Source organism: Maricaulis sp., from assembly GCF_048270095.1.
Taxonomy (GTDB): domain Bacteria; phylum Pseudomonadota; class Alphaproteobacteria; order Caulobacterales; family Maricaulaceae; genus Maricaulis.
Map to the genome: position 1 here is coordinate 157,299 of NZ_JBLWTL010000004.1, position 12,927 is coordinate 170,225.

The following is a 12,927-nucleotide window of genomic DNA, read 5'->3' on the forward strand; positions in this document are numbered from 1 at the left end:
CGCGCGCCACCGGCACGCGCCCCAATCCCCTAAGCCGACATCAGCTCCATCACCCGGCGCAATTGATCTTCCTTGTCGCCCAGCTGGGCGTCGATCATGGTCAGGCGTTTGGCGTAGTGGGAGCCGGCATATTCCCAGGTCATGCCGATACCGCCATGCATCTGCACGGCTTCCTCGGCGACCAGCTTGCCGGCGCGGCCCGCCAGGTTTTTCGCCTTTGCCACGGCCAGGGCACGCTCGGCCGTGTCGAGATTGCCGGCGGCGTGGATGGTGATGGAGCGGGCCTGTTCGATCTCGATCGAGAGGTCGACGAGGCGGTGTTGCAGGGCCTGGAAGGTCGCGATCGGGCGACCGAATTGCTGGCGCTGCATGAGATAGTCCTTGGTCATGTTCTGCAGCACATCCATGGCACCGACAGCCTCGGCGCACAGCGCCAGGCGGCCGGCATCAAGGGCGGCTTCGATGGCCTCGCCGGCGTCTTCCGACAGGCATTTGGCGGCCGTATTGTCGAGCCCGACTTCGGCCGCGCCGCCGCCATCAATCATGGCATAGGCGTGGATGTCGGCGGCCGAGGCGTCGATCTCGAACAGGCCGACCTTGCCGTCCGCGGTGCGGGCCGCGACGAGTAGCGTGTCGGCCGCATGGCCGCCATAGACCAGGCTCTTGCGGCCGCTCAGCGTCCAGTTGTCGCCGGACTTGCTGGCCGCGGTTGCGATCTCGCTGGTATCGGCGAAGGCGTCTGCTTCGAACACGGCGAGCGCCGTTCGGGCGGTGCCGGCGATGATGCCGTCGACTTTCTCGGATTGGCCAAAAGCCGCATAGAGGCGCAGGCCCATCAGATTGCCGAGCATGGGCTCCGGACAGAGTGTGCGGCCGAATTCCTCAAACACTACGGTGATGTCGAAGCCTTCGCCGCCGAAACCGCCCTGTTCCTCGGAGACAAGCGCGCCGAGAATGCCGAGCTCGGCCAGCTCGCCCCACTTCTTGGGGTCGTGGAAGGGGGCGTCATAGGCGATTTTGATGCGGTGCTCGACCGGATACTGGTCGGCCAGATAGCGGCGCAGGCTGTCGGAGATCATGCGCCGGTCGTCGGTTTGGTTGAAATTCATGGCTCAGACTCCGAACAGATCTTTGGCGATGATATTGCGCTGAATCTCATTGGACCCACCGAAAATCGAAAGCTTGCGATTATTGAAATAGCTGGCGGCACTGGCGGCTGCTTCCGGCGGGGCGACGGCGAGATTGCCGGCCAGCGCATCCAGCGGGAAGGGGGCTGCTGCCGGACCGAGGGCGCGGCGGGCGAGATCGTCGAGATTTTGCCGGATGACCGTACCCTTGATCTTCAGCATGGACGCGATGGTGTTGGAGGCGGCACCGCCAGAGGCATCGACCAGAACGCGCAGATTGGTCATGCGCAGGGCTTCCAGATCGATCTCGGCCTCGGCAATGCGCGCCGCGAAGAGCGGGTCCTCGATCAGCGGCTTGCCGTGGCGCTTCAGCTTGCGGGCCAGCGCCTTGAGCTCGTGTAGCGCCTGGGTCGAGGCGCCGACGCCGGCAATGCCGGTACGCTCATGGGTGAGGAGGAATTTGGCGATGGTCCAGCCTTCATTCTCGACGCCAACCAGGTTGGAGACCGGCACGCGGACATCGGAGAAGAAGACCTCATTCACTTCATAGCCGCCCTCGATCAGCTTGATCGGGCGCACTTCAATGCCAGGGGTCTTGATGTCGACCAGCACGAAGGAAATCCCTTCCTGGCGCTTGCCCTCGGTGGAGGTGCGCACGAGGCAGAAGATCTTGTCGGCATACTGGCCCAGCGTGGTCCAGGTCTTCTGGCCATTGATGATGTAGTCATCGCCTTCGCGGATGGCGCGGGTCTTCAGACTGGCGAGATCGGAGCCGGCACCGGGTTCGGAATAGCCCTGACACCACCAATCCGTTCCATCGAGGATGCGCGGCAGGATGTCGGCTTTCTGTTTCTCGGTACCGAATTTGATCAGGACGGGGCCAAGCATGCCCAGACCGAAGGGGACGATGCGCGGCGCATTCGCCATGCAGCATTCCTCGTCGAAGATATGGCGCTGCACGGCGTTCCAGCCCGGGCCGCCATATTCGACCGGCCAGGTCGCGGCGAGCCAGTTGCGGCTCTGCAAGGTCGCGTGCCAACTTTCGATGTCGGCCTTGCCAAGCTCTTCGCCATTACGAACCTTGGTCGCGATTTCTGTCGAAAGATTATCTTTGAGAAAACTGCGGACTTCCGCGCGGAAGGCGTCTTCCTCGGGCGTGAAGTTGAGATCCATGCTGTGCTCCTCGATATCGACCAATGGGCGGGGCCGGTCTGATGCCGGTCTCCGGTGCTTTCGTGTTTCCGGTATGTATTTAAGGCCAAGCGGGGCGGGATGGATAGGGGGATGCTGACTCTCGCGGTCCGGAAAATTGCCGCACCGGCCGGGCGCTAGAGCAGGCCGCGCGCCGCCAGGTCTTCGCGTAGCTTGGTCTCGCCGGTGAACAGCTCGGAATCAAAGCCGAATTCGCGCGCCGCAATGACATTGGCCTCGCGGTCGTCGAAGAAGACCACGTCGGCCGGGTCGTGGCGCAAACGCGCGGCGGTGATCTCGTAAATGCGCCGGTCCGGCTTGATCACGCCCTCATGCGCCGAGACGATGGTATCGCGCATATGGCGCATGGCCGGATAGAGCCGGTTGACGGGCTCAACCCATTCGGCGGGTAGATTGGTGAGGGCGTATTGCGGCACGCCGCGTGCGGCGAGGGCTTCGATCGCTTCGGCGGTGCCGGGGACGGAGCCCTTGAGCATTTCGGGGAAGCGGGTTTCCCAGGCGGTGATGGCCGCTTCATGCTCGGGATATTGCGCGATCAGGGCGCGGCGATTCTCGGCCATTGGCACGCCGCGATCATGCGCCTGGTGCCAGTCCATCGCGCAAACACGGCCCAGGAAGTCCTGGACCGCGTCTTCATTTCTGAAAATCTTGCGATAGAGATAGGCAGGCGACCAGTCCAGCAGGACTTTGCCCAGATCCCACAGGACAGCCTTGTGAGCCATCGACTGTGAAAGCCTAGCCGGCACGGGCTTTGAAGCGAGGATCGGTCTTGTTGATCACATAGACACGACCGCCACGTTTCACGACCTTGCAATCACGGTGACGATTTTTCAGCGACTTTAGAGAGCTGCGGACTTTCATGGCAAGGCCTTCGTGTTGACACGCATTGAATAAGGAGGGCGCGAAGTAGCCGAGGGCCGGTGCAGTGTCAACGGGGACGTGCGGTTCGAGGCGTCGGACGGCAGGATAGTCGGCAATTGCGGCGGGTGCGATGCGGCGGGTGCGAAATTTATTACATATGGTTAAGAAAACAGCATTCCCCGCCCGAAAAATCTGCTATGTGTGCGCGGTCACAAGGAGACTGACATGCGTTTTGAACTGATGATCGCGGCTTCGGCCGCAGCACTACTGCTCGCTTCCTGTTCCGATGGTACGGGCGAGAGCGCCGAAGACAATATGGATTCGGCAGCCGAGCAAATGGAAGACGCCGCTGATGCTATGGGCGACGCCGCTCAACAGGCCGGCGAAGACATGGGCATTGTCGAAGAAGAGACCGTTGGCGATCACCTGCAGGACGCCGCCGACGCAACTGGCGAAGCGCTCCAGGATGCAGCCGACGCAACCGGCGATGCCATCCAGGACGCGGCCGAGGCCGTTGAAGATGCGGTCACACCGCCAGCCGACGAGCCAGCGACCGACGAACCCCAGTAATCGGGGCAGACTGAACTGAGACTGCCAGATCGTATCCGGGCGTCAGGCCCGGATACGATCTGATGGCTTTGCCGGCCTGATCTTGTTCCGCCGGCAGGATGGGTATTCTGCAGGGCAGGCCCTGGATGCCGCCCTAATTGTGCTCCTGCATCGCGCCGAGCTGCGCGCGATAGTGCCGGCCCACCGGAATCTCGGCACCGTTGGCAAGATTGACGGTGCACGAATTACCGTCGCTGACGACTTCGCTGATATCCTGCAGGTTGACCATATGGGACCGGTGCACGCGCCGGATTGATGTGCCTGAGAATTCCTTCTCCAGACTCGCCATCGTCGCTCGGACCATCACCTTCTCGTGCCGTGTATGGATGAAGACATAGTCCTTGCAGGCTTCGATTCTCGTGACGTCGGCCATCGCGATGCGCTGTGATCGATTACCTGTCTTGGCCCAGTAGAACCTGTCCGGTGCGCCGGCTGTCCCGTTGGGCGGTGACGCCTGGTCGAGTTCGCGGGCGGCAGTTCGGACCGCGTTGAGAATCGGTGCCACCAAAAGCCGCTGACGCACACGCTCCAGAGCTTCGCACAAACGCTCCGGATGAATGGGTTTGAGGACAAAATCGGTTGCCGCAACATCGAAGGCCTGCGACGCAAACTGATCAAAGGCGGTCACGAAGATCACCTGCGGCGCACCGCGAGTACTCAATTCCCGCGCCAGGCTGAGGCCGTCCATACCCGGCATGTCGATATCAACGAGTACCAGGTCGGGCTTCCTTGCATCAAAGGCGTGCAGTGCGGCCAGGCCATTCTTGGCTGTCGCGACCACGGTGATGCCTTCCAACGAGGCCAGCAAATGCTCAAGATTGGCGACCGCGAGCGGTTCGTCATCCACGATCAGTACTTTTATCATGCGTGATCCTCCGAAGAGTCTGAGGGTTCGGCCCGGCTGACGGGGATGGTGAGCTGGCACTCAAACTGGTTTTCGCCGAGCGGGCCGCACGTCAACTCTCCGGCCCCGGAGAACAGGATTTCCGTGCGTTGCTTGAGGTTGGCGATGCCGATCCCGTCGCTGGCCATTTCGTCGCAGGCTTCCGGTCCGGCTGGCACATAGCCATCATTGCGGACGCTGATGCAGCATTTCGAGCCGGGTGCGTCGGCGACCTCGACCGTTGCGGTCACCAGGGTGACGGATCTGGCGACGCTATGCTTGACGACATTCTCCAGCAGAGGCTGGAGCGTGAAGCGCGGGATCGCCACGTTGAGGTAGCGGTCCGGGATGTTCCAGACGACGGTCAGGCGGTCCGGGAAGCGCAAGGCTTCAATCTGCAGATAGAGCTCGGTTGATTCAATCTCGTCGGCAATCGAGGCCAGCGGACTGGCGCTGTGCTTCAGACTGCGCCGTAATAGTTCACCCAGCGAGGCGACCGCGTCGACGGCATCAGATTTGCGCTCCAGCGTGACGAGCGCGGAGATGGTGTTCAAGGCATTGAACAGAAAATGTGGGTTGATCTGGGTCTCCAGTCGCGCGAGGCGCGCCCGGGTAAAGGAAATCTCCAGACCCCGGACCCGGGCCTCCTCCTGGCGGCGTCGAATTTGGTGCAAAAGCACCAGCATCAGGGCGAGCCACAGAATGACCCGTGGACCGGCGGTCGCCAGCATGCTGAAGAGATAGGTGTTCCAGAAGCGGGTCGTCGACGACAGGATGTCCGGCACCATGAAAATCCCGTAGGACGTCACCTCCACTGCCGGATTGGCGAGGACACCGAATATCACCGCGAGCCATCGCCAGACTACCGGTGTGCCTGTGTGAAGGAATGGCGTGAGGATCAGTTGGCAAACCGCCAGGCTGCTCAATGTATAGACGCTGAAGTGCGCCAGTATGTGTGGCTTGTCGCCCAACCCATCGGCGCGAGGCATGCTGAGGGCGCCGAGCGTGTCGGTGAGGGTGAGCGCCAGAATCAACGCCACTGCCCACAACCGGATTTGCAGCACGGGATCGAGGCGTTGTAGCGGGGCGGTCAAGGTATCGAGCGTTATCTTCATGCCGTGAGCTTACAGAAAAACGCCCGGGGCGAGTGGGTTTTCATGCGCCAAACAGCGGCTTCGTCGAAAATCGCAAACATTGGTCGATGCACATCATGCGTCCGTCGCAGCGCCCGGTGACGGCTCCGGGACGGCCTCTAGAAACCCCCTTCTTCATGGCCGCGCATCGAGTGATGCAGGGCATAATCCAAGGGGAATATCATGAAACGTATCAAACATGCCTTGCTGGGCTCGACCGCCTACGCAATGGCGCTCGCGACGGGGGTTGTCGCAGTGCCCATGCTGACGCCGGTCGCCAGCGCGCAGGATTACACGACGGGCGCCATCTCGGGCACCGTGGCAACGCCAGGCGGCGAGCCGGTTGCCGGCGCCAATGTTACGCTGGTGTCGCAGTCCCAGGGTTTCACGCGCGAATTGACCACCGGCTCCAACGGTGTCTTCCGCGCGACCCTGCTGCCTCAGGGCGACTATTCCGTGACGATCACGGCCCCGGGTTTCGCCGACATGGCCGATACGATCCGCATCACGGTCGGCGGCCAGTCCAATTACAGCTTCCAGGCCATGCCGGCCGGCTCCAGTGATGTCATCACTGTGACCGGTTCTGCGGTGCAGCAGCTGCAATTCCAGCAGACCACGTCCGGCCTGAATATGGATGTCGGGGAGATGATGGCCACCCTGCCAATCGGACGCTCGATCGAGGCGCTGGTCCAGCTGGCCCCGACGGTCGTTCAGGGCGACAGCGCGTTTGGTGCGGTCGGCGGTGCATCGAATGTACCGGCCATCGGCGGCGGTTCGTCTGCTGAAAATGCGTTCTATATCAACGGTCTGAACATCACGAACTTCGACACCTATGTCGGTGGCGCAACCGTGCCTTTTGACTTCTATCAGACGGTTGAGGTCAAGAATGGTGGCTATCCGGCCGAGTTCGGTCGTGCGACTGGCGGCGTGATCAACGGTGTCACCAAGTCGGGCACCAATGAGTTCATGTTCGCGATTCACGGCAATTGGACGCCACAGTCCCTGCGTGCCCAGAGCCCGGACACCTATCTCTCGCGCAATGCGCTTGACGACAACACGACCTGGGATGTCACGGTCGAAGCGGGCGGCGCACTTATTCCTGACCGTCTGTTCGCCTATGGCCTCTACCAGCACAATGACTATTACAACTCGAACGCTTCCATCTCGGGCGGATCGGTTGACATCGACGAGCGGGACGATCCGTTCTTCGGATTCAAGCTCGATGGTTATGTTACCGACGATCATCACCTTGAGTTCACCTATTTCGACACAACGCGCACGACCTCCCGGACGGCGCTTGCGTTCGACGGTGTGGACACGATCGGTGGCGTGATCGGTGGGACGACCTTCGAGAATGGCGGCGTCAGTTACGTCGCGAAATACACCGGCAATATCACGGATAACTTCACGATTTCCGCCGCGTATGGCGTCAGTGAGGATTCGGGCACCACAACTGCGCTCGATCCGAGCCTGCCTTACATCATTGATGTGCGTTCCGGCACGGCCACACGGGTTGGTCCACAGACCACGTTCAGCAATGATTTCAACGATACCCGTCGTGAGTTCTACCGGATCGATGGCGACTTCTTCTTCGATTTCATGGGCGAGCACCATCTGCGTATCGGCTATGATAATGAGGCTCTGACCCTGAATCACCTCAGCAATCGCACGGGCGGCGTCTACTGGCGCCTGTTCACGGTGAGCGCAGCGACGTCGGCGATCTATGGCCTGCCAGCAGGCGCTGAAGTGGCCCGTAGCGAAACCGGCCGGTTTGGTGGTCTTGTCGAGGGTGAGAATGAATCCTTCTATATCCAGGATTCCTGGGACGTTACAGATCAGCTGAACCTGCAGATTGGTCTGCGCAATGATCACTTCGTCACGCACAATCTCATTGGTGAGACGCCGATCGACCTCGAAAACAATTGGGGCCCTCGTCTCGGCTTCAATTATGACGTGTTTGGCGATGGCGGGACGCGCTTTTTCGGTAGCTTCGGCCGCTATTTCATTCCGCCAGCACTGAACATGAACTATCGTGGAGCCGACCTCTACGTCCGTGAGTATTTCGAGTTGGCTTCGGCTGATATCGCCAACGCTTCGATTGTTCCCGGTGCCGCGATCACCGCGCTGAACTCCGACATCACGGCGATCGGCGGCGGCTCTGCCTGTCCGGCCGGGGTTCTCCAGGCGGCAGGCGATCTCGGCTGCTCGATTTTCGGGGACGGTAGTCAGGAGCAGGCGATCTCGAAGACTTCGCAGCAGCTCACCGCCACCAGCGAAGACGAGTTCGCGCTCGGCTTTGAACACCAGCTCAATGATGACTGGACCCTGGGTCTACGCGCGACGTGGCGTGTGCTGAATGACGTCTCCGAGGACGTCGCCATTGATGATGCCATCGTCGCTTACTGTGCCGATAACGGGATCGTCGGTTGTGCGGCGAACTGGACGGGTGATCACCAGTACGTGATCATGAATCCAGGCGAGGCTATCGATGTCTGGACGCGTGAACCGCTTCCTGGCGATACTGATATCAGCCTGATCCACCTGACGGCCGATCAGCTGAACCTTCCCGTTGCCGAGCGTGAATATGCGGCACTGGAGCTGACCTTCGATCGCGCTTTCGACGGTGTCTGGGGGCTTCGTGGTTCCTATGTCTGGTCGACTTCGATCGGCAATTATGAAGGCACTGTCCTGTCTGATAATGGTCAGACGGATGCGGGTACGACGATCCTTTATGATCACCCGGGTCTGGCGGATAATGCCTATGGCTTCCTGCCGAACCACCGTCGCCACGCCTTCAAGGTCTGGGGTTCCTATCAACTGACCCAGGATGTGTTGTTGGGTGCAAACATGGCTATCACCTCGCCACGCCAATACGGGTGCCGCGGTGTTCACCCGACTGATGCATCTGCAGCGGCATACGGTGCATCGTCTTGGTATTGCCAAGGCACACCTTCGCGTCGTGGTTCCGAGTTCGAGGCTGAATGGGAAACCCGCTTCGACATGTCGGCGCGTTACACGGTGCCAAACTCGCAGTTTGGTGATCTGGTTCTGCGGGCAGATGTTTTCAATCTGTTCGACAGCCATGCCGGTGTTGATTTCAACGAAAGCGGTGATCTCAGCTCGGGCGCAGCGAACCCGAACTACCAGGCTGTCACATCCTATCAGGCGCCACGCTCGGTCCGGATCGGTTTCGACTGGGCATTCTAGTAGCAGCTTCAACCGGATCCCGGTTGCAAGTTGAGTAAATGAGAGGGGCGAGCCTGTTTGGTTCGCCCCTTTTTTTCATGCATTGAACGGTTTTGACGCGACTGGTCGCAGTCTTCCGGCCGTTGGTCGCCAAGCCGTCGCGAGGCGGCGGTGTGCCCGATATCCTGTGTCCGGGTTGGAATACACGAGGTCGCATGGACTCGGTGCCTGCAGCTCCAGGTCGATGCGAAACTTCCTGCTCACTTTACTACCTCCGAACTGGATTGGCCGGCGTCCGCGCCGGCCAATTTCCCCGGCTTACAACATCGTCAGTTGCCCTTGCCCGGCCGCCCCCATAGTTTCGCCCGCATGATCCATTTTGGTAATTGCGTTTCGGCCGCCCTCGCGGCCGTTTGTGTAAGCGGGCTGGCGGGCAATGCCGCCGCGCAGGATGATCGCGTCGATGTTGATGTCGAACTCGTGCTCGCGGTCGATATTTCCTATTCCGTCGACGAAGAAGAGGCGCATCGCCAGCGTGAGGGCTATGTCGCGGCCCTGGCGCATGAAGATGTGATCCGCTCGATCCAGGGTGGCCCGCTGGGGCGGATCGCCGTCACCTACGTCGAGTGGGCCGATGCCGGCTTTCAGCGCGCCGCCGCCGACTGGACCGTAATCGCCAATGAGGATGATGCGCTGGGATTCGCGGCCCGGGTGGCCGCGGCGCCGTTCGAGCGTGGCCACTATACCGCAATCGGCTCGGCAATCGCCGATGGCGTCCGCCGCATCGACGAAAATGATTACACGGCCCCGCGCCTGATCATCGATATTTCCGGAGACGGTCCGCAAAATCAGGGCCTGCCACTGGATCGCGCCCACGCCCTCGCTGACCAGTCCGGCATCGTCGTCAATGGTCTGCCCGTCATCTCGGCCCGTGAGGGGCGCTGGGTCAGACCGGTCGAGGTCAATCTCGAAGGCTATTTCCGCGAAAATGTCATTACGGGTCCGGGAGCTTTCGTATTGCCGGCCCGGGCCGAGGACGAGTTTCGTGTCGCCATATTGCGCAAGCTTGTGCTCGAGATCGCCGGCGCCATGCCGTCGCGGTCCGAGCTTGCCCTGCCGGACGCGGTGCAAGGTGAATTGGGGCGCGCGCCGTGAAGCCGATCATGGCGTTGGCCACCCTCGTGCTTGCTCCGCTGCTGATCGGTGGCCGTGCAGCGCCGGCCGATTATCCGCCGCGGCCGGTGGAATACACCGCCGATGGCCGCGAATATGTTGATCTCGAACTTGTGCTCGCGGTGGATGTCTCCTCCTCGATCGACGAGGTCGAGGCGCGGCGCCAGCGCGAAGGTCATGTCGCGGCGTTGGCTGATCCCGAAGTGATTTCGGCGATCCAGGGTGGTGGCTATGGCCGTATCGCGGTCGTGTATCTGGAATGGGCCGATGGTGATTTCCAGCGTGTCGTTGCGCCCTGGACGGTGATCGGCACCGAGGCCGATGCCCGCATTTTTGCCGCCAGCCTGGCGACGGCCCCGTTTATCTCAGGCCGGCGCACGGCGATCGGTGCTGCGATCGAGAGCTCGATCTCCCTGATCGAGGACAATAATTACCAGGGCATGCGCCAGGTGATCGATCTGTCCGGAGACGGGCCGCAGAATTCCGGCTCCTCGCTGTCGCAGGCGCGCTCGCGCGCCGAAACCGCGCTGATCACCATTAATGGCCTGCCGATCCAGTCCGAGCGGCAAAGTCCGTTTCGACCCTCGGTCAGCATTGATGTTGCGGACTATTTCGAAAAACAGGTGATTGCCGGGCCGGGCGCCTTCATTTCGCCCACAAATGAGCATGAGGATTTCGTGGACGCGCTGAAGCGCAAACTTATAATCGAAATCGCCGGGCTCGATCCGGCGCAATTCCTCAGGAGGGGATAATCCGCGCGCTCATAATTGGCCTGATGGCCCTGCTTCTTGCCCCGACCGTTCACGCCCAGCCCGAGGGCGAGACCTTCGATATCTGGCGTGATGCTTTCCGTGGACGCCTCAGCGAGGCCGGCGCACGCCCTGAAACCGTTGCCGCCATGCTCGACGGGCTGACGCCGGAAATGCGCATTATCGAGCGCGATGGCAGCCAGCCGGAATTCGTGCGGCCGATCTGGTCCTATCTCGAGATCGCCGCGTCTGACCTGCGGATCGCCAATGGGCGTTCGGCCTATGAGAGCAATCGTGCGCTGGTCGATGCGGTGGCCTCACAATATGGTGTGCGCGCCGAAACGCTGATCGCAATCTGGGGGCTTGAAAGCTCCTATGGCCAGATTCCCGGCAATAATGACATCATCCAGGCGCTCGCTACCCTGGCCTGGGAAGGCCGCCGCCGTGGTTGGGCCGAGGATCAATTGATCGCCGTCGCGCACATGATCGATAATGGCTATGCGACGCGCGACCAGCTGACCGGCTCCTGGGCCGGCGCGATGGGCCAGATGCAATTCATTCCCACGACCTATCTGGAACGCGCCGTCGATTTTGACGGCGATGGCCGCCGCAATATCTGGACGAATAATGGCGATGCGCTGGCCTCGGCCGCCAATCTGCTCGCCCGCGCCGGCTGGCAGACCGGTGCGCCAACCGTGATCGAGGTCGCGGTGCCGGATGATTTTGACGTCAGCCGCTGGAATCCCGACCAGAACCGCCTCGTCAGTGAATGGGCGATGCGTGGTATCAGCCGCGCCGACGGTCATGGCTGGAGCGCCGATGGCCTGATGCTGACAGCGCGCCTGGAATTGCCCGCCGGTATCGCCGGGCCGGGCTTTCTCACCTTCCCGAACTTCCGCGTCATCAAGCGCTACAACAACTCCACCGCTTACGCCCTCGGCGTCGCTCATCTCGCCGACCGGATTGCCGGTGCTGTACCGTTTGTCGGCCCATGGCCCGCTGATGACGTGCCGCTGACCCGCACGCAGACCCGCGAAATGCAGGCGGCGATGAATGCGCTGGGCCATGATTCGGGCACACCGGACGGTCTCGCCGGGCCACGGACCCGCGAGGCCCTGCGCGCCTTCCAGCGTGCGAACGGGCACGCTGCCGATGGTTATGCCGGGCGGGCTATGTATGATGCGGTGATGGCGGCGAGTGCTGCAGTGACCGCGGGCGAATAGTGCCGTCGGAGCATTGACGCAGGTGGGCGGGCATATTCTTCTGTCCTCAGAGATGTATTGGCGACGGCGTGCTGACGCGCGTGGTGTTCAGGAGAGAAGAGATGAAGGATTTCGTTGGCACCGAGCACGACGCTGAACCGAGCCGCATTGCCCAGGCCCGCAATGTCCAGGACAGTGACAACCGGAGCCGGCTGGTCCTCCCGGATGGCGTCACGCCGGATGCCGGTGTGGTGGTGACCGGTGATGATGGCGACAATGTCCTGCGCGGTGGTGCGGGCGACGACACGCTCGCCGGCGGTGATGGCAATGATACGCTGATCGGCGGCGCCGGGGCCGACATCCTGGACGGTGGCGCCGGCACTGATGTGGCCGACTATTCCGAATCCGGTCGCCGTGTCGTGGTTGACCTCGATGCCGGAACTGGAAGCGGCGGCGACGCGGCGGGCGACACGCTGAGCCGGATCGAGAATCTGGTTGGTTCAGGCTCCAGTGACACCCTGACCGGTAATGGATCAGCCAACACGCTGACCGGCGGCGGTGGCCGCGACGAGATTTACGGTGGCGCCGGCCATGACATCATTGCGGGCGGTTCCGGGGCTGACTGGCTGTATGGCGGCGACGGCAATGACGAGATCGACGGCGGGACCGAAAACGACCAGATCCACGGCAATGAAGGCCATGATCTGATGCATGGCGGCGAGGGCCATGACCGGCTCTATGGCAATGACGGGCGCGACGAGATCCATGGCGATGCCGGCGATGACACCATCG

General features: G+C 61.7%; 12 protein-coding genes. 6 read left to right on the forward strand and 6 right to left on the reverse strand.

Annotated elements, in window-relative coordinates; all coding sequences use genetic code 11:
• Positions 1–29 precede the first annotated feature (29 nt).
• The 4 genes from ACN0YJ_RS04485 to ykgO form a co-directional block, all read right to left on the reverse strand.
• On the reverse strand, positions 30–1,109 hold the full coding sequence (locus ACN0YJ_RS04485) for an acyl-CoA dehydrogenase family protein (RefSeq protein ID WP_417495463.1): 1,080 nt from the start codon (positions 1,107–1,109) through the stop codon (positions 30–32).
• A 3-nt stretch (positions 1,110–1,112) separates the two neighbouring features.
• A complete protein-coding gene (locus tag ACN0YJ_RS04490) occupies positions 1,113–2,300 on the reverse strand; it encodes an acyl-CoA dehydrogenase family protein (protein ID WP_417495464.1) in 1,188 nt (395 codons plus the stop codon).
• Positions 2,301–2,455: 155 nt separating this feature from the next.
• Positions 2,456–3,061, reverse strand: a complete 606-nt coding sequence (locus ACN0YJ_RS04495; protein WP_417495465.1) for an HAD family hydrolase — start codon at positions 3,059–3,061, stop codon at positions 2,456–2,458.
• Positions 3,062–3,074: 13 nt separating this feature from the next.
• On the reverse strand, positions 3,075–3,200 hold the full coding sequence (gene ykgO, locus ACN0YJ_RS04500) for a type B 50S ribosomal protein L36 (RefSeq protein WP_091768343.1): 126 nt from the start codon (positions 3,198–3,200) through the stop codon (positions 3,075–3,077).
• Between the two features lie 225 nt (positions 3,201–3,425).
• Between ykgO and ACN0YJ_RS04505 the strand changes: the two genes are divergently transcribed.
• Positions 3,426–3,770: a hypothetical protein gene (locus tag ACN0YJ_RS04505; protein WP_417478061.1), complete on the forward strand. Its 345-nt coding sequence runs from the start codon at positions 3,426–3,428 to the stop codon at positions 3,768–3,770.
• Positions 3,771–3,903: 133 nt separating this feature from the next.
• Here the strand turns inward: ACN0YJ_RS04505 and ACN0YJ_RS04510 are convergent, their stop codons facing one another.
• Positions 3,904–4,674, reverse strand: coding sequence for a LytR/AlgR family response regulator transcription factor (locus ACN0YJ_RS04510; protein WP_417478062.1), 771 nt, complete (start codon positions 4,672–4,674; stop codon positions 3,904–3,906).
• Positions 4,671–5,807 carry a sensor histidine kinase gene (locus ACN0YJ_RS04515; protein ID WP_417495466.1) on the reverse strand — a complete coding sequence of 379 codons (1,137 nt, stop codon included), beginning with the start codon at positions 5,805–5,807 and terminating at the stop codon, positions 4,671–4,673. The genes ACN0YJ_RS04510 and ACN0YJ_RS04515 overlap by 4 nt, the downstream gene beginning before the upstream one ends.
• Before the next feature lie 201 nt (positions 5,808–6,008).
• On the opposite strand from ACN0YJ_RS04515, the gene ACN0YJ_RS04520 reads away from it, so the two are divergent.
• The 5 genes from ACN0YJ_RS04520 to ACN0YJ_RS04540 all read left to right on the forward strand — a co-directional run.
• A complete protein-coding gene (locus ACN0YJ_RS04520) occupies positions 6,009–9,032 on the forward strand; it encodes a TonB-dependent receptor (RefSeq protein ID WP_417478064.1) in 3,024 nt (1,007 codons plus the stop codon).
• Positions 9,033–9,380: 348 nt separating this feature from the next.
• Entirely contained in the window at positions 9,381–10,166 is a 786-nt protein-coding gene (locus tag ACN0YJ_RS04525) for a DUF1194 domain-containing protein (protein WP_417495467.1), read from the forward strand.
• A gap of 8 nt (positions 10,167–10,174) precedes the next feature.
• A complete protein-coding gene (locus ACN0YJ_RS04530) occupies positions 10,175–10,936 on the forward strand; it encodes a DUF1194 domain-containing protein (protein ID WP_417489018.1) in 762 nt (253 codons plus the stop codon).
• A gap of 23 nt (positions 10,937–10,959) precedes the next feature.
• Positions 10,960–12,156, forward strand: coding sequence for a lytic murein transglycosylase (locus ACN0YJ_RS04535; RefSeq protein ID WP_417478067.1), 1,197 nt, complete (start codon positions 10,960–10,962; stop codon positions 12,154–12,156).
• Between the two features lie 101 nt (positions 12,157–12,257).
• On the forward strand, positions 12,258–12,927 hold a 670-nt coding region (locus tag ACN0YJ_RS04540; protein ID WP_417495468.1), incomplete at its 3' end, for a calcium-binding protein.